Annotated in this window: 17 protein-coding genes; 11 read left to right on the top strand and 6 right to left on the bottom strand. The window is 64.5% G+C overall.

Annotated elements, in window-relative coordinates; all coding sequences use genetic code 11:
- The first annotated feature begins 61 nt into the window (after nt 1–61).
- The 4 genes from SJY20_RS08660 to SJY20_RS08675 all read left to right on the top strand — a co-directional run bounded on the left by SJY20_RS08660 (nt 62) and on the right by SJY20_RS08675 (nt 2,573).
- Nucleotides 62–787: a ComF family protein gene (locus SJY20_RS08660; protein WP_380786331.1), complete on the top strand. Its 726-nt coding sequence runs from the start codon at nt 62–64 to the stop codon at nt 785–787.
- A gap of 31 nt (nt 788–818) precedes the next feature.
- Nucleotides 819–1,073 (top strand): glutaredoxin 3, encoded by a 255-nt coding sequence (gene grxC, locus SJY20_RS08665; protein ID WP_380786332.1) that lies wholly within the window; start codon nt 819–821, stop codon nt 1,071–1,073.
- Complete coding sequence (locus SJY20_RS08670; protein ID WP_380786333.1) at nt 1,073–1,900, top strand: carbon-nitrogen hydrolase family protein; 828 nt, start codon at nt 1,073–1,075, stop codon at nt 1,898–1,900. The genes grxC and SJY20_RS08670 overlap by 1 nt, the downstream gene beginning before the upstream one ends.
- A 112-nt stretch (nt 1,901–2,012) precedes the next feature.
- Nucleotides 2,013–2,573, top strand: a complete 561-nt coding sequence (locus tag SJY20_RS08675; RefSeq protein ID WP_380786334.1) for a hypothetical protein — start codon at nt 2,013–2,015, stop codon at nt 2,571–2,573.
- Nucleotides 2,574–2,700: 127 nt separating this feature from the next.
- Here SJY20_RS08675 and SJY20_RS08680 read toward each other — a convergent pair whose 3' ends face one another.
- Nucleotides 2,701–3,342, bottom strand: a complete 642-nt coding sequence (locus SJY20_RS08680; RefSeq protein WP_380786335.1) for a nicotinamidase — start codon at nt 3,340–3,342, stop codon at nt 2,701–2,703.
- A gap of 151 nt (nt 3,343–3,493) precedes the next feature.
- Nucleotides 3,494–6,646 carry a TonB-dependent receptor gene (locus tag SJY20_RS08685; RefSeq protein WP_380786337.1) on the bottom strand — a complete coding sequence of 1,051 codons (3,153 nt, stop codon included), beginning with the start codon at nt 6,644–6,646 and terminating at the stop codon, nt 3,494–3,496.
- A gap of 458 nt (nt 6,647–7,104) precedes the next feature.
- Between SJY20_RS08685 and SJY20_RS08690 the strand changes: the two genes are divergently transcribed.
- The 4 genes from SJY20_RS08690 to SJY20_RS08705 all read left to right on the top strand — a co-directional run bounded on the left by SJY20_RS08690 (nt 7,105) and on the right by SJY20_RS08705 (nt 11,421).
- The gene (locus SJY20_RS08690; RefSeq protein WP_380786338.1) at nt 7,105–9,216 is read left to right on the top strand and encodes a malate synthase G; all 2,112 of its coding nucleotides are present in this window, start codon (nt 7,105–7,107) and stop codon (nt 9,214–9,216) included.
- A 64-nt stretch (nt 9,217–9,280) separates the two neighbouring features.
- Nucleotides 9,281–9,745, top strand: a complete 465-nt coding sequence (locus SJY20_RS08695) for a hypothetical protein (RefSeq protein ID WP_380786339.1) — start codon at nt 9,281–9,283, stop codon at nt 9,743–9,745.
- Between the two features lie 289 nt (nt 9,746–10,034).
- Complete coding sequence (locus SJY20_RS08700; protein ID WP_380786340.1) at nt 10,035–10,169, top strand: hypothetical protein; 135 nt, start codon at nt 10,035–10,037, stop codon at nt 10,167–10,169.
- A gap of 445 nt (nt 10,170–10,614) precedes the next feature.
- Nucleotides 10,615–11,421, top strand: coding sequence for a hypothetical protein (locus SJY20_RS08705; RefSeq protein ID WP_380786341.1), 807 nt, complete (start codon nt 10,615–10,617; stop codon nt 11,419–11,421).
- 639 nt (nt 11,422–12,060) lie between these two features.
- On the opposite strand, the gene SJY20_RS08710 is transcribed toward SJY20_RS08705, so the two are convergent.
- From SJY20_RS08710 to SJY20_RS08725, 4 genes are all read right to left on the bottom strand, one after another.
- On the bottom strand, nt 12,061–12,867 hold the full coding sequence (locus tag SJY20_RS08710) for a hypothetical protein (RefSeq protein WP_380786342.1): 807 nt from the start codon (nt 12,865–12,867) through the stop codon (nt 12,061–12,063).
- A 400-nt stretch (nt 12,868–13,267) separates the two neighbouring features.
- The gene (locus SJY20_RS08715; protein ID WP_380786343.1) at nt 13,268–13,906 is read right to left on the bottom strand and encodes a hypothetical protein; all 639 of its coding nucleotides are present in this window, start codon (nt 13,904–13,906) and stop codon (nt 13,268–13,270) included.
- Between the two features lie 197 nt (nt 13,907–14,103).
- Nucleotides 14,104–14,373, bottom strand: coding sequence for a hypothetical protein (locus SJY20_RS08720; protein ID WP_380786344.1), 270 nt, complete (start codon nt 14,371–14,373; stop codon nt 14,104–14,106).
- 1,212 nt (nt 14,374–15,585) lie between these two features.
- Nucleotides 15,586–15,975 carry an HIRAN domain-containing protein gene (locus SJY20_RS08725; RefSeq protein ID WP_380786345.1) on the bottom strand — a complete coding sequence of 130 codons (390 nt, stop codon included), beginning with the start codon at nt 15,973–15,975 and terminating at the stop codon, nt 15,586–15,588.
- 204 nt (nt 15,976–16,179) lie between these two features.
- Between SJY20_RS08725 and SJY20_RS08730 the strand changes: the two genes are divergently transcribed.
- The 3 genes from SJY20_RS08730 to SJY20_RS08740 all read left to right on the top strand — a co-directional run bounded on the left by SJY20_RS08730 (nt 16,180) and on the right by SJY20_RS08740 (nt 17,330).
- Nucleotides 16,180–16,371: a hypothetical protein gene (locus SJY20_RS08730; protein WP_380786347.1), complete on the top strand. Its 192-nt coding sequence runs from the start codon at nt 16,180–16,182 to the stop codon at nt 16,369–16,371.
- 82 nt (nt 16,372–16,453) lie between these two features.
- Nucleotides 16,454–17,092 carry an SOS response-associated peptidase family protein gene (locus SJY20_RS08735; protein WP_380786348.1) on the top strand — a complete coding sequence of 213 codons (639 nt, stop codon included), beginning with the start codon at nt 16,454–16,456 and terminating at the stop codon, nt 17,090–17,092.
- Nucleotides 17,093–17,156: 64 nt separating this feature from the next.
- Complete coding sequence (locus SJY20_RS08740) at nt 17,157–17,330, top strand: hypothetical protein (RefSeq protein WP_380786350.1); 174 nt, start codon at nt 17,157–17,159, stop codon at nt 17,328–17,330.
- The last annotated feature ends 6 nt before the right edge of the window (nt 17,331–17,336 follow it).

The following is a 17,336-nucleotide window of genomic DNA, read 5'->3' on the forward strand; positions in this document are numbered from 1 at the left end:
CGGGCTTTGACGACAAGGGGGCAGGGCGGCGGGGGGCGGCTCCGATCCGGGGGGACACGCGATGCTCGCACGGCCGTTTCACGCGATCCTGGCCCTGGCGCTGCCGCCCCGGTGTGCGGGTTGCGGCATGCCTGTCGCGGAGGATCACCGGTTCTGCGTGTCGTGCTGGAGCGCGCTGCGCTTCCTGGGGCCGCCCTGGTGCGGGGGCTGCAACCTGCCGTTCGCGTTCGATCGCGGCGATGGGGTGTTGTGCGGTCCCTGCCTCGCCGACCCCCCGCGCCATGCCGGAGTCCGGGCGGCGGTGGCGTACGGGCCGGTCGCACGCAGTCTGGCCCTGCGGCTCAAATACGGCGGGCGGATCGCGTTCGCCGAAACGATGGCGCGGCAGATGGTGCGGTTGATGCCCGATGGCGCAGACCTGCTGGTGCCGGTGCCGCTGCATCGCTGGCGGATCTGGACGCGGGGGTTCAACCAGGCGGCGCTGATCGCGGATGCGCTACGACGATTGTCCACCGTACCGCACGATCGCGACGCGCTGATCCGGACGCGGCGGACGGCGCCGCTGCGCAATCTTGGCGGGCGGCAACGCGCGAAGATGGTCGCGGGTGCCTTTGCGATCGCCGCGGGCGGACGCGACCGGTTGCGCGACAAGGCAATCGTGCTGGTCGACGACGTCTACACCAGCGGCGCGACCGCGGACGCTTGCACGCGCGTGCTGCTGAAGGGCGGGGCCGCGTCGGTGACGATCCTGTGCTGGACCCGCGTGCTGTCGACCACCGACGATTGACAAGCGCGGCGGCAATCCTCACCTGCGGCGCATGGCAAAAGTGGAAATCTACACCAAGGCGTTCTGCCCCTATTGCACCCGCGCGCTGAAGCTGCTCGCCGCGAAGGGCGTCACGCCCGAGGAGTTCGACGTCACCATGGGCGGCCCCAAAAAGGCCGAGATGGTCCAGCGTTCGGGCGGCCGCATGACGATGCCGCAGGTCTTTATCGACGGCAAGCATATCGGCGGATCGGACGACCTAGCGGCGCTCGAAGCGCGGGGCGGCCTGGACCCATTGCTCGGCTGATGCGGATCGGCGTGCTGCAGATGACGAGCGGGATCGACCCCGCGGTCAATGCGGCGACGCTGGTCGAGGCGATCCGTACCGCGGCGTCCAACGACGCGACGATGCTCTTCACGCCGGAAATGTCCGGGCTGATCGATCGCGACCGAACCCGGGCCGCGGCGAACATCGTGCTCGAAGAGGACGACGAGGTCCTGCGTCGCGTCCGCGAGGCGGCGGCGGCAGCGGGGCTATGGGTCCACCTCGGATCGCTGGCGATACGCCGGCCTGACGGGCTTTTCGCCAATCGCGGCTTCGTGATCGACCGCACCGGTACGATCCGCGCGCGCTACGACAAGATGCATCTGTTCGACGTCGACCTGCCTACCGGCGAGAGCTGGCGCGAGTCCGCGTCCTATGTGGCTGGCGAGGCCGCGGTGGTGGTCGACACGCCGGTCGGCAAGCTCGGCGCGTCGATCTGCTACGACCTGCGGTTTGCCGGACTATATGCGGCGCTGAGCGATGCGGGCGCGACGGTGCTGGCGGTACCGGCGGCGTTCACGCGCCCGACCGGCGCAGCGCATTGGGAAGTGCTGCTGCGCGCCCGTGCGATCGAGTCCGCCGCGTTCGTCGTCGCCGCCGCGCAGACCGGTCAGCACGCCGACGGGCGCACCACGCATGGTCATTCGCTGGTGGTCGATCCCTGGGGTGAGGTCCTGCTCGACATGGGCGAGACGCCGGGGCTGGCCTTCGTCGATATCGATGCGGCGCGGGTGGCGGACGTCCGTGCGCGCATTCCCGTCATCGCGCATCGCCGACCGATCCCGTCGGCCGGTCGCCCGACAGCCTGACGGTGGGACGGCGCACGGACGAGCAGGAACGCCGCCGTCCCGGGACGAAGACGGAGCCGTATCCCGCCGGCCTTGATCTTTTTCGACCGCGGCGTTGCCGGTAGCGCACGGCATGGCGCGCGCCCCCAACCTCAAGGTCTATCGCACCGCCGCCGGGTTCCACGACGCCTATGTCGCGGCGCCGAGCCAGAAGGCCGCGCTCGCGGCGTGGGGCAGCGATCACGACCTGTTCGCGCGCGGTATCGCCGAACTGGTGACCGATCCGGAACTGACCGCCGAGCCGCTGGCGTCACCCGGCGTCGTGGTAAAACGATCGCGCGGCAGTGCAGCCGATCAGATCGCCGCGCTGCCGGACCGCAAGCCGCGCGCTACGCCGGCCGACGAGCCTGCCCCCGCCAGCAAACCGAAGCCCGCCAAGCCCAAGCCACCCAAACCCAGGCGGCCCAAGCCCGATCGTGCAGCGGTCGAGAAAGCCGAGGAGGCGCTGGAGGCGATGCAGCGCGACCAGGCACGGCAGCTATCCGACCTGGCGAAGCGCGAGGCGGCATTGGCACGAGAACGCCGCAGCCTGGAGCGCGAGCACGAGACCGCGCGGCGAGAGACGCAGGCCGCGCTGGAGGCGGAGCAGCACGCCTATGACGCCGACCTGCGGGCATGGCGCGCCGAGCGCTAACCGCCAGCGCTCACGGTTCATGCGGGATTCAGCGGGCCTGGCGCCTGGTTACGGCAGAGGCATCGCCTGCATATTGCGTACCTTCAGCGCCCCGCACGGTTCAGTCACACGGACGGCGGGGCGCGTTTTACCCGACGAGCGCCACGCCAGCTTCGACAAGTGCCGCTTCCGCCGCGGTCGTCGTCGTACCGTCACCGGGCAGCACCATGCCGATCGACCGCGTCAGATCCCGCACCACCACCGCGGCGAACCCGTCGCGCACCGCATCCAGCGCGGACCACGCCACGCAGAAGTCGAACGCCAGCCCGACGAACACGCACCGCCGCACCGCCTTGTCGCGCAGATACCCCGACAGCCCCGTCGGCGTCCGCTTGTCGTTTTCGTAGAACGCGGAATAGGAATCGAGCGCGGGGTCGTACCCCTTGCGCACGATCAGTTGCGCGCGGTCGATCGCGTCCGCCACCGCGGGGTGAAAGAGCGCGCCGGACGTCCCCTGCACGCAGTGATCGGGCCACAGCACCTGATCGCCATAGTCCATCCGCACCGTTTCGAAGGGCACGCCCCCCGGAAAGTTGCTGGCGAACGAGGAATGACCCGCCGGATGACAGTCCTGCGTCACGACGACGTGCGCGAAACGCTCGGCGAGCGCCACGATCCCCGGCATGATCGCGTCGCCCCCCTCCACCGCGAGCGATCCGCCCGGGCAGAAATCATTCTGGGGATCGACGATGACGAGCGCGTCGTTCGGGTGGATGATCAGCTCGGTCATCGCGGCTCCAGTACCGGGTTCAGACCGCGATCATAGCCGGCCACTCGCCTGTGGTCCAAGATAGCAGGCTTCGGTTCTCGTCGCGTCAGGACGAACGAAAGGGGCGGCCACACCACGCAGCCGCCCCGTCTCTTGCCGCGAAACGCCGCGCCTAGAAGGTGCCGCGCAGGCCGACCAGGAACTGACGGCCCGGCTTGTACTGCGTGAAGGTCGCGTTCTCGAACTGGAAGTAGGAGCGCAGCGTCGCGTTGGTGAAGTTCGCGACGTTGATGGTCAGCTGCGGCGCGTGGGCGATGCCGAGCAGCTTGTCGAGATCGAACGACGACGAGAAGTCGTAGGTCGTATAGTCGCTCCCGAACAAAGCCGCAGCCGGGATGCCGTTCTGCGCCGCGCCGCTGTTCTGCGATCCTTCGCGCGACGTCGTCGAGACCCGCAGCATCACGCCATTCTTCTCGTAATAACCGGTGATGTTGTAGGTGAACGGCGCGACGCCGAACGCCGTCGCCGGGCCATCGCTACGCTGGTCGACGAACGTCGCGTTGGCGTTGAAGCCGAACCCGGTGATGCCGATCGCCCGCGTCAGGAAGTCGAGCGGCTGGACCCACTGGAATTCCAGGCCGTTGATCGTCAGCTTGTTGGGCACGTTGACCTGCGACGTGACCTGGACCTGCGCGACGGTCGGGCCGCCACGCGAATTGAGCGCGATCTGCTGGTTGCCGTTCAGGGTGTCGTAGGTGATGCCGTATTGCGCCAGGTTGGCGAACGGCACGGTATCGATCGCGGTGGTGGTGAACCCCTGGATCGACTTGCGGAACGCGTTGAAGCTGATCACGCCTTCGCGCCCGGTATAATATTCGAAGCCGAGGTCGAGGTTGGTCGACATGTACGGCTGCAATGCCGGGTTGCCGATGGTCGCCTGATCGGCCGACGGCGAGCCGAAATTGACGCCCGGCAGCTGCGCCGAGGGATCGGGACGGGTCATCGTCCGCGATCCGGCGACACGGACGACGGCATGCTCGCTGACGTCATAGGCCAGCGTCGCGGCGGGCAGCCACTTGGTGTAGTCGTTGCGCGTCGAGACGATGCTGACGATGTTCGGGAAGCGGCTGCCGTCGGGGATCGACGCGCCGCCGGCGGCGGTGTTGCGTGGGTCAGGCAACGAGACGCGGCCGGCGATCTTCTGGATCGTGTTGACGTAGCGCAGGCCGACGTTGAACCGCAGCGTGTTGCCGCCGAGTTCCTGTTCGCCGTTGAGCGTCGCGAATGCCGACTTGACGATTTCGCGGATCGATCCGCCGCTGGCGCCGGTGTTCGAACCGCCGCTCTCCGGCGCGTTGTCATGATAGAAGTCGTATTTGCTGGCGGTCGCGAACGCCGGGAAGTTGACGGTGACGAAGCCGGCCGGCCCCGGCACCAGATAGGTCGGGACCGCACCGTTCGGGATCAGCGAACCACCATAGGTGACCGGGCCTGCAAGCCCTGCGGTCGATCCGGTGCCGTACCCCGGGTAAGTCGGATAGCCCGCCGGTGCCGCGCCCGCTGCGTTCAGCCCTGCGCAGGGTGGCTGCGTATTGGGCGAATCGACGAACACGCTGGGGTTGTTGCCGCAGACCGCGTTCTGCCAGGCCTGGCTGTTGTCGAGACCGGTGATCCGCCGCGAGACATCGTCGAACGCGCCGCCGACCTTGAGGTTGAGCGCCTTGCCGCCCCAGGTCAGGTCGCCGCGCAGGCCCTTGGTCTTGTTGAGCCGCTTCTCGTCCTGGATGTTGACGCGGCTGCCGGTGTTCCAGCCGAAATTGATAGGGTTGTTGAGGTCGATGTTGCTGGTGATGTCGGGGATACCGCTGCCGGTGTTGGCATAGGTCACGGTGTTGCCGACCCCGAGCGGCGTGCTGAGCCCGACCGTCGGGCTCTCGCGGTGGAAGGTCGAGCGCGCGTAATTGCCCTGCAGCGACAGCTTCAGCGTGTCGGACACGTCCCATTCGCCGCCAGGATTGACGCTGAACAGCTTCGTCGTCTCGATATAGGGGCGGAATTCATCGAAGAACTGCGCATTGGCGAAAGTGCCGCCGGTGACCGTGCAGCCGACCGAGCAATCGGACTTGTCGAAGGTCAAATTCAACGGGATGATCGCGCTGTTGCGGACGATCCACGCCATGTCCTCGCGGATCAGGTCGTTCTTCTTGTAGCCGTACAGGCCGTCGACATAGAAGCGCAGCGTATCCGACGGATGCCATTCGGCGCTGACGATCGCGTTGATGCGGTCGCGCGAGCCGCGGTTGTCCGACGGACGGCCGAGGCGCGGCAGCAGCGCGTTGTCGATCTGCTGGATCGTCGCGCCGGGATTGTGCGCGAGCAGGAACGCCTGGTCGATCGGCGTGCCCGCCACCAGACCGGCGCCCGCGCCGACCGGCACTACCGCGGGGATCGTCCAGTTGCCGCCGCCGGTCGCGTTGCATCCGGTGGTCGCGCCGCACTGCGCCGCGCTCAACGCCGGATTGGTATAACCGATCGTCTCGAAGCCCTTGGTGTCGGTGAACAGCCGCTGCCCCGACACGCCCGCCAGGATACCGAACGTGTCGTTCCGCCAGCTGCCGATCAGCGACCCGCGCACGCCGATGCGGTTCTCGTCGCCCTGCTGCGATCCCTGGATGTTGTAGTTGAGGAACGAGGTCGACCGATCGAACGGCCGCGCCGACCGCAGGTCGACATTGCCCGCCGCGCCGCCTTCCAGCAGGTCCGCGGTGTAGCTCTTGTTGACGGTCAGCTTGGTGAACAGATCGGTCGGGAAGAAGCTGAGGTCGACCGAGCGATCGGTACCCTGCGCGTCGGTCGCGCCCGACGACGCAACCGCGATCGGCGCGCCGTTCAGCGTGACGTTGGTGAAGTTCGACCCGAGCCCGCGGATCGCGACGTTGGTGCCTTCGCCGGTGATGTCGCGCGTGATCGTGACGCCGGGAATACGGTTGAACGATTCGGCGATGTTGGTGTCGGGGAACTTGCCGATATCCTCGGCGAAGATCGAATCGGTGAACCCGGTCGAGGCGCGCTTCGCTTCGGTCGATTTGGCGAGGCTCGAGCGATATCCGGTGACCACGATATCCTCGTCCGGCGTGCCCTGGGTCGCATCCGCCGGCGCGGTCGGCGCCACGGGCGGGCCGTTGTCCTGCCCATCGGCCGGGGTCTGTGCCTGCGGCGGCGCGACCGTCTGCGCGGTGGCCATCGAGGCGGTCAGCGCGGCAAGGGTGGTAGCGCCCAACAGGGCGGCGCGGGTCAGGCGATGGGCCGTACGATACGGGATCATTTCAGGTTCCTCTCTGGAGCCCCCCGGTCGTGCGTTGCGGCCGGGGGTATTCGGTACAGGTCTTTGACGGGACGGCACCGACGTTGCGGCTCGGAGGACGCTTGCGATCGGTATTGCCAAAACTTCAATTCACGTGGGTCGTGCCGGCTAGCGGATCGCGACGGTCAAACGTCGCATTCCTCCAAAAGCCTAGCAATCAGGTCATCCCCATCTCCAAGATACCCATCTGCGCAGGTTGGTTGATAGCGCTATCTCCGCCCAATTTCGGACGCTGTCAACGATATTGGTTAGGCCAATAATCGGGTTTGGCTCGGGCGCAGTCTCGGCATCGCCTGGACGCCCGATCAGGCACGATCCTGTCCCTCACGGAACAGGTGCTTCGCCTTTTTTCACTCTACTGCAGCAAGCGCCGGACAGCTACGTTTGGACCAGCAGCTATGGCAGGACGGGATACGGCAATGACGGGCAACTACCAGGATCGCGCAGGGCTCAGGGTCGACCGTGCTTTGGCCGATTTCATCGACGCGCGCGCGCTCGCAGGTACCGGGATCGATCCCGACGCATTCTGGCACGATCTGGCCGCCCTGTTCGCCCGTTTCGCCCCGGAGAACGCTCGGTTGCTGGCGACCCGCGACACCCTGCAGGCCGAGCTCGATCGCTGGCACACCGCGCATCCCGGGGCACCGTCCGATCAGCCCGAGTATCAGGCGTTCCTCCGCGAGATCGGTTACCTGGTGCCCGAACCCGCGCCGTTCACGATCACGACCGACGGCGTCGATACCGAAGTCGCGCAGACCGCCGGGCCGCAGCTGGTCGTGCCGATCCTCAACGCGCGGTTCCTCCTCAACGCCGCCAACGCGCGCTGGGGCAGCCTGTACGACGCGCTCTACGGCACCGATGCGCTGGGCGAGGCGCCGGTCAGCCGATCCGGCTATGATCGCGAGCGCGGCGGCGCGGTAGTCGCGTGGGCGAAGGCGTTCCTCGACCGCGCCGTGCCGTTGGCGGACGGGTCCTGGGCCGACTGGGCCGGCGGCGATCCCGTGCTGGCGGACCCGGCGCAACTGGTCGGCCGGGCAGGAAACACGCTGCTGCTCCGCCACCACGGCCTGCACATCGAACTGGTGATCGACCGCGCGCATCCGATCGGCCGCGACGATCCGGCGGGGCTGGCCGACGTGATCCTCGAATCCGCGCTGACCGCGATCGCCGATCTGGAAGACTCGATCGCCGCGGTCGATGCCGAGGACAAGGTCGCGGCCTATGCCAACTGGCTGGCGCTGATGCAGGGCAGTCTGGAAGCGTCGTTCGAAAAGGCCGGCACCGTCATGACCCGGCGGCTCGCGGCCGACCGCAGCTATGTCGCCCCTGACGGCACCGCGTTCACGCTGCCTGGACGCAGCCTGATGTTCGTCCGCAACGTCGGCCACCTGATGACGACGCCCGCGCTGTTGCTGCCCGACGGATCGGAAGCCCCCGAAGGCATCCTCGACGCCGTCGTGACCGCACTGTGCGGCCTCCATGACATCGCCGGAGCACGCGCCAACAGCCGCACCGGATCGATCTACATCGTCAAGCCGAAGATGCACGGTCCGGAGGAATGCGCCTTCACCGATCGGCTGTTCGACGCGGTCGAGGATATGCTCGGGCTCGCGCGGTACACCATCAAGGTCGGCGTGATGGACGAGGAACGCCGCACCAGCGCCAACCTCGCCGCCTGCATCCACGCCGTCCGCGACCGCATCGCGTTCATCAACACCGGCTTCCTCGATCGCACCGGCGACGAGATGCACAGCGCGATGCAGGCAGGCCCGATGATCCGCAAGGGCGAGATGAAGAGTGCGGCGTGGATCGGCGCGTATGAGGATCGCAACGTCCAGATCGGACTCGCCTGCGGCCTCGGCGGCCGCGCGCAGATCGGCAAGGGGATGTGGGCCGCGCCCGACCGCATGGCCGACATGCTGGCGCAAAAGATCGGACACCCCTCAAGCGGCGCCAGCACCGCCTGGGTACCAAGCCCGACCGCGGCAACGCTGCACGCGACGCACTATCACGACATCGACGTCGCCGCCCGTCAGGCCACGCGCGCTGCCGAAGGCATGGCGTCGCTAGACGCGCTACTGACCGTCCCGGTCGCCGCGGGCCGCAACTGGCATCCGGACGAGGTCCGCGCGGAGCTCGACAACAACGCGCAGGGCATCCTCGGATACGTGGTGCGCTGGGTCGACCAGGGGATCGGCTGCTCCAAGGTGCCCGACATCCACGACGTCGGTCTGATGGAGGACCGCGCGACGTTGCGAATCTCGTCGCAACACATCGCGAACTGGCTGCTCCACGGCGTCGCCACCGCGGCGGAAGCGGACGCGGCGCTCAGCCGGATGGCGGCACGGGTCGACGCGCAGAACGCAGGGGACCCTGCCTATCGCCCGATGGCGGGCCGCGAGAACGACAGCCTGGCGTTCCAGGCCGCCCGCGCGCTGGTGTTCGAGGGCGGCACGCAACCCAACGGCTACACCGAACCGCTCCTCCACCGCTTCCGCGCCGCCGCCAAGGCGCAGCAAGCAGCCGGATAGACTTGCTAGCGGTTAGCATAAATACCGGGCTACAACGGCGTCCTAACCGTCGGGGAGCGTCGACATGCTTACGGTCATCACCGGCCTTCTACTCGCGGCCGCCGCGCCACCGAGCGCGGCACCATCGGCGGCACTGTGCGATGTGGGCCGTGCCGCCCTGCGCGACCTGCCTATGGTCAACCAGAACCCTAAGTCCGATAGCTACTACGCGGGTTTGGGTCGTTCTCGCGAGGACATCCTTGAGGTCTGCCCTACGCTGCGAAACGAGGTTCCGGCGGGATATCCGCTCGCCGATGCCGACGCGCTAAGACGCGCGCATGTCGGTGCGCCGATCCCGGGAGAGTCGACAAAGTCCGCATTCATCTACACGATCAGCGTCACCAAAATCAGCGCAGATGGGAAAACCGCTACCGTTCACTTCGACTGCATGTGCACCGGACTCTGCGGCAGCCGGTCCGAGGGTAGATATGGCCGAACCCCAAAGGGATGGCGGCTACTAGGAGAAATCCGGACGCTCTCCGTCTCGTAACAGTTTGGCGTGTTCGTCGTGGAGCTAAGGCAACACCGCAGACGCTTTCGACTACCGTTGGACGCGACGATCTTGCCGTGGAATGCTCTGCCTCAAGCTCGAAAAAGCGAGGACTCATGAGACTGGCAACTGGCTCCCTGAGTAGGAGTATAATTAGCCGTTTGCCATTATTCTCTGCCGTGCCTCGCTCCCTCTTGCGGCGCCTTGTAAAGCTCGCATCCGTTCCGCGCCAGTTCGTGGACATTCCCCATTGTTCCGGCTGTCTGGTGGGAACAATGGAGGGAGCGTCATGGGGAAGCTCAACGTGCTGTCGGTCAAGAATGCCAAGCCGGGGCGGCACGGCGACGGCGGGGGGCTGCACCTGCTGGATGGACGGATCGCCAAAGCCTGCGGCATACTCCTTGGAGTAATTCGAAAGTGGTGAGAAAATACAAGCTCGCCCGGAAATTTAGGCCTGGTGCTCAAGATCGCGACGGCGTCTGGACAGCGCCGACGAAGATAAACGCATGAGATTATACCGGCATGGCTTTCGGGATGTCGAACTTAGCTGGGAAATGGGGCTGTCGCTCAGCGTAGTTCACGGCTGGCGCACACGTCGCGGCTTTTCAAAAAACGAGATTGAGCGAGCCTAGCACCGCCCGCCAACATCGTTCGTCAGCCTAGACGCCGAACGTGGTGAGGGCGGCTCCAACCTGCACGGATTGATTGCTGAAGACGCGGCAGCGGAATGGCTTGAGAAGCATGGGGCAACAGCTTGGTGACGCGGTGGTGTCGGGCATGGTCGAGGTGCTCACCCGCGGGGATGTGGGGCATAACCGGACATTAACGTCCCCCCATTACGCCGAAGCGATCCACTGTAAGGATTTGTGATGAAGCGCTACTGGCTTTGCGTCTTGTTGATAGCGACCGCGCAGCCCGCATGGGCGGGTGGCGACGACGCGCCCTATTACGGACCGATGAAGCGCTGGCACGGGATCGGCTACAAGATTGGCTATGAGGATCGCACGGAGAAAGACGGATCGTGGCGCATTGACGCGGCTATCCACGGTCGAAGCGACGCCATCGACATGGCGCTTTATCGCGCCGCCCAGCGCGCCCATGAGCTAGGCTACCGCTATCTGTTCCTGTTGGGCGGCCAAGGGGCAAAGATGCCGGGCCTTGATACCGCAACCGTTTACGCCCGACCGAGCCATGAGGCAGTGCCACCGACCGGCTGCCGGTCGAAGAAGGTCACGACCTGCTACACCGCGGACGTGATGGAGGTAATGCGCATCCTCGGCGGACCGGACGGCACGCAACCCGGCATACCCATCCTAGCTAGCCGCGACGAATTTGGTCGCGATGTCTTCTTGTCAGGCTACGGAACTGGGGCGGTTGCGTCGCTAGTGCCAGGTGGCAGGGCCCGCAGTTACATGACGACGGTGATCGAGAATCGATCAAACTCTCGCGGCTCGAAGGTCGCACCGATCACTTTAGCTGTTCCTGCTCCGGTCGCCGCTCCGTCGGTTCCGGCGCCGGCCGAAAGGCCCGCCCCAACGCGCGGCTACATGCCGGTCGACGTTGGCCCTAGAAGCGCAGTAAGCGCTACGCCGAATGAACGCTTCGAGCGTGCGTTGAAGGCAGCCCAGCCCGTGCGTGGACGAGAGCCGAAGCAAGGCTGGACGATCAGCGACTAAGGTATTCGACCGGACGCTCGATCTACCGTTGCTGATGGATGCGGATAGCGTTCGAGCGCTACCGATTTAGACGGATCCGCCCTGTTTAATGACTACTGGTGCATCAAAAAGCAGGACCCCCCGCCATGGCTGACGGCGCGTCCGGTGTGGTTAATGCAGGCGGGCCACCAGTCGTGGGTAACTTTCGGCATCTCGCACGCCGCCTCTACGATGCTGGATGTCTGATTACTGGGGAAAGCAGACGTTCGCGATCAGGCTGGTGCGTGGTGGGCCGGGATATGACGACCTGCGACCCGCGGCGTGGCACATGTAAATGCATATTCCTGCTCGCGATTACGAAATGCTGAAAGTCAGCGGCATTCCAAGTAACGTCGCGCGCAGCTAGCTGTTTGATCCACTCGGAAGCATAAACGTGAAGGTAAGGCCAGCGGCCGCCCGATTGTGAGAACCCGCCTCTATAACCTCGACGTCCGCAACTGGGCCCTCGACCGATCGCTGGCCCCAATGTCGTATCCTGGTGGATAGCGGGAGGACCGGTTTCGCCAGAATCAGAGTATAGCGGCGCGCGGACCGGTCTGCACGACTACGGCAATGCGATATCTCTTGGAGACGCAGAGCAGTCCCGTAATCGCGCGGTGACTATTGCGCGGTCCAGCCAATGAGGCCGTAAAGTAATGATCCGTCAGGATTGGAGATTGTTACGAGTAGCGCAACCTCACTGTAGCTAAATCCGAAAAGTGCACCCTCAAAACTGCCTGTGGAGTCCGAGGGTTTCCCGTCGAACCGCGGCACTGACGCGGTACCACTGATCCGACCGGTCGTCGAATCAAGTACGCCGTCAATTGCGAAACCGCCCAAACCGGTCGTCTGATCCCAATTAGCTCCGCCTTGGACCTGGTTCGTACGAAAATCTATCGTCACGCCTGATATGGTGGCGTATTCAGTTTGTTGGCCGGTTTTGGAGATAACGGTAACCATACACGAGCCGGGATGTGTTAACGGTAGGCGTCCGGGGTTTTGCGTCGGGATATTGGCAGGCACCGTCCGCGCACCGAACAACTGATAGCGTACTCGTTCCTGATCCACCCATTTGATATAGCCGATATAAGTCGCGCTCGTCGGTTGATTGCTTGTATTATTGGCTAATAAAACGACCGGTGACCGCAGAAATGAGATGGGGCCGTTCGAATATATATCGGTGGGAACGCTGCCCGCCGTTGTGGGAACGGCGGTGACCGTCGGCTGCGTTACAACCGTGATCGACGCATCGTTGTAGCGCGCGCGATACGTTCGCGTCGCCGCTGTGAAGTCTAAACCGATCGCCGGGGATGCCTGATCAAGATGCGCGGTCGGTGGTGTCGATCCGCCCGGCGTTGTCAGCGAAAGGCCGATAGCGGTAAAAGACCGGTCATATGTGAAGTCCGCCGCAGACGCATAGCTCGGCATGGGCGTCGGCGTCGGCGTCGGAGTGGGAGCAGGCGTCGGAGTGGGAGCAGGCGTAGGCGTAGGCGACGTTGTCCCGCCAGCGCCGCTTGCTCCGTCCCCGCAGCCGCTCACAAGCGTTAACGCGCAACAGGTACCGGCTAATCTGGCAACTAACTCTCTGCGGGTCGTGTCCATGAATGCTGCACCGTGCCAAGTCCGCCGACGTTGGCGTTTTAGAAAAAGCATCGAAATCTAAGGCAGTGTCAAGCGGGTGTCAGCTGTTGAGCCGTCCGCTACCGCGACCAGCCGGTAGCAAGGTCAGTTATTGCGCAGAGCAACGAAGTGGCGAACGTCCGATTTTGGGCGGTAGCGGACATAGCTGCCGCTTGGACAGACGGAACAATACCGCCGGTGGCAATCGTTAGCCGACTGCCTGAACGCTGTAGCGGACGCCAACCGGACGAAGCACTGATGCGACAGGCAGCCCGATGATCGTCCTTGCACCAGCGACGACGTTCTCTTGTACGGTTACGCGCGCGCATGACGGCGACGAACCGCTCGGTGCTCGAACGGCATCAAGGTTCTGATCGCCGGCGTTCGAGCGCCTGACTTCGAAAGCGCTGAACCCGATGACCGTCGTGCGAACCCTACCTTTAATGACCGTGCCGCTGAGCGCTCCAGCGCAGTAAGAATGGGTGCGCTGTGCGAGTTCGAAGTCTCCCGTTTTCAAAGCAACCTGCTCTGCTTCGCCGCATGTGCCCTTCGCAACCAAGCCACCCACCAGGCTCGGTAACTCGGCGCGATCGTTCGTAATCCGAAGCGCACGTGCTTTTTCGGCAAGGGCTCGCGACCGCGGTGTCAGAACCTCGTTCTCTTCGTACGACCGCTGCTTTGACTGTCGCCGTGAATAGTCCGCGCCGGTCGGCATCGACGTGCAACGCACGTTGCCATAGCCAGTCTGGCAGTTCGTCTCTATGGTTTGCGCCACAGCTGACGAAGCGAATACCGCTGCGATGGCCGCCTCCGCAGCGATCATTATGATGTTACGAATCTGAATCATCTGCCCCTCCTGATTGCACCTGCCTGAGGCGGCCACGGCGGCAGCCGGTGCCTCAGTGGGCGGTCTTTACCGTACCGGTACGGCTCGGCAGACGCGCACGGTCTAAGGTAGTTTCGGTGATCCAAACCGCCGCCATCTAGGCCTGGCGGCGCATCAGCGACCAATGCCGCAGGAGGAACCCAAGCTGACGAAAGACGTTAAATCGCGACCAGGCCGCCTTCACCGAGGTTGGCCAAACTTAAATAAACATTGCTTTTTTGTAGCTCCTGAACTCCCGTGAGAACACTCAGATGACAACCTATAGCGCATATGCCCCAGACCTCGCCTTCGAGGCACAATTGACGGCTCAGAGGGCTGAAAATGAAAGCGCCGAGCGCGCGCAACGCGCGCTTGCTGAATTGCACCTCACCGAGGCCGAGCGGGATCGTGCAGGCGATCCGGTCGTTACCGAACGGTTGCAAGCCCATGACCGCCGGCCTCAACCCTGAAGTAGACCAGTCGGGCTTTCAGGACACCCAGCCGTATTGGCGTAAGTTGCCGTTAGGTATCTCGATACCTTCATAGGCTATCGAGCAGGCGCGGACACCAACGCTGTGCGCCAACGATCACCTCGAGCGGGAGTTGGTGTAGCTCTTCGGGGGCCGGGCTTCCGTCTCGCCGCTGTGGCCGGCCTATCGCTTAGTATTCAGCGTACCTGCACTGGTCATCCGATACGCATCGCGAGTCTGCTGAGCACCATCTGCAGTATTACCGTCGAACTGCCGCCAAGCGGCGGCCGTGTTGCATACCCGCGTGGCCATGAATGAGCCTGTCGTGTTCATAGACCGGCAGGTCTTCTTCTCATGCGCCGGCGTGTCGGACGGCTTCGCAACGTCGTTCGAGTTTTGAGCTGTTACAGCCCCAGAACTCACCATTAATGCGGCTGCGACCCAGAATTTCATCAAGTGACTCCATTGCGTTTCCCAAGATCGTATACCAGGGATTTGCCGGCGCAACAGCGTCACAGCCCTGACGCATTTTCGACGCGCGCTAGGTGCCGAACTTAGGCCCCTCGTCATCCGGATAGAACGCATGCCGATCGAACGCCGGCCGCGGGTCGGAACGCATTGCGAGCGCTGACGCTGGGCCGCGACATCGTACGTCGCAAAGGGATCAAATCGCCTCTCGAGCGTTACCCTAGCAGGGAGTGACACGTATGAATTTTTCAACTTCAAGCGATTGGGGCGCCGGCCTCCCAATTGTGCTGGCCATCTTCGCGGTCATCTTCGTAGTGGCTGTTCTCAGCGCCTTCTGGCGAACCCGGTCAGGTGCTCCGACGATTGACCCGGACGATGATGGGCAGGGCTAGGCCGAGCTTTGACCCTTCCTCGTCCGGATAGAACGCGTCAACGGGAGCAAAGTAGCGTTGCTGCTCCCGAACCAGTTCCGCCGCCTTGTGCGCATTCGCCCCAGTCCGTTATTTTCGCGTAGCGGGCGCCGGCGTAGCGGACGCCGGTTTCTGCCAAGGGACTGCCCAGTCAGGGCAGGCGGGGTTATCGTCGGGGTGTTCGATACCGTCGCAGTTCGGCGCGGGCATGCCCGGGGTCACGAAGCCAGCGTCGCGATACGCGCAGGCGGCCAACGACATGAGAAGGATCACCGCTGCTACTACTAGGCGCCCCATTCTGTACTCTCTTCGGTTAGGTAAAAGGCGTGGGGATCGAAGACTGGCCGCAGACCGGCGCGCGCTGCGGCTCCGCGGGCGCCGGTAGCAGGATAGGGAGCCCGCCTTCGAACCTCAACCTGATATACGTCCCGCTATGCGCTAACCCCTCGAACACTGCGGCGACCTCGTCCAACTGCATCCGCTTCCCGATCAGGGGCACTCGCTCTGCGCTGACATAGCCCATCTGGACCCCACGGTCGGACCATACGGCGATAGCGTTGCTGTCGAACTCGTTGTTGGGTTCGGGGCGTAGATCGACCGGGCCGCCGGGGGCGCAGAGCATGATCTCCAGGCGTCTGTTCGACTTGCTCTTGTCGGGGTTGGAGAAGTCGATCCCGACGGTGGAGGTGGCCAGCTCGCCCATGGAGGCACCTTGGCCGGATCGCGCGCGCGCCCAGGCTGCTCAGGTGGGTCCTTTTGACGACGCCGCGGATCCCGACCTTGGTGCTGCATGCACTCTGCGGCATCTGCATGCGACCCGGCAGCAAAGGCAGATCGAGACGCTTAGCATGGACGAGGCAGCGCGTCGCTATGGGCGTGCGTCTATGCCGATCACCGCGAAGGGCTGATGATGGCCGACCAAACACCTGACCTTAACGACGCGCTCGCCCGGCTGGCCGCGTTCGCCGTGACTTGTAATCCAGGCGACGTGATCGATGTAGAGAGCAGCCTTACCGCGGACGACCTCGACGTGGTAATCGCATTCGTGAACGACTTCCCGTCGAGCGATAGATGCGCAACCCGCGCGAGCGCCCGGTGAGAATATGGTAGTGGCTGCAAATGATCGCTGTCGCAGTGTTTATGATGGCCGGCACCGCCGTTGGCGTGTGGAGCTACCTCTGATGTGCAACCGCGCACGCAACCGCGGAGAGCCCGAGACGCTGTTCGCCCGCTTCAATGCCAGCTGGGCGCACGACGTCGTCCGCCCGAACGCCGACCCGGTTGAACTCTACCCGAAGAGCAAGGCCTACATCGTTCGAGATGAGCGCGATCGGCGCGTCCTCGACGTAATGGCGTGGGACGTGCTGGGCGGCCAGGCGGCGTGGCCGATGACGAACGTGCGCAACCTCGCGCTGCCACAGTGGCGCCGTCTTGCAGCCGAGCCGCCTAACCGGTGCCTGATCCCGCTAACCGAGTTCTGCGAATGGACGCCCGACAAACACAAGGTGGGCGACGGAGCGCCGGTCAAGGGAGAGATGTGGTTCGACGTGCCAGACCAGCCAGTGTTCGCGGTCGCCGGGTTCTGGCAGCAGACGGCTAAGGGCGCGGGCTTCACGATGGTGACCTGCGACCCGAACGAACTAGTCGCGCCTATCCACCCGAAGGCAATGATTACGATCCTGCCGCCGGAAGATCACGAGCGGTGGCTGACCGGCAGCTACGACGACGTGGTCGCGCTGCAGCGTCCGTACCCCGCCGTGCGAATGACAAAGCGTGGTCCGGTTTTCCCGACCCGCACGAAGCCTGCCGTCAGCGGCTGACGTCGAACCATTAACGGGATTCTCGTTTCTTGCCCGTATCGCCGCCGGGTCAGGAGCCTCCATCATGAAGTTCGTTGAGCTAAAATCCCACGGCGGCAATTACCTCGTCGTTGGTGAGAACGTCGCGTATCTTCGGAAAGACGAAAACGGGCAGACAAAGGTCGGGCTGATCGGTGGCGACGCGCTGCTGGTCGTTGGCGATATGGAGGACGTCGCGGCCAAGCTGCTCGCTGGCTGACGGCGG

Source organism: Sphingomonas sp. R86521 (genome assembly GCF_042466235.1).
Lineage (GTDB): Bacteria > Pseudomonadota > Alphaproteobacteria > Sphingomonadales > Sphingomonadaceae > Sphingomonas.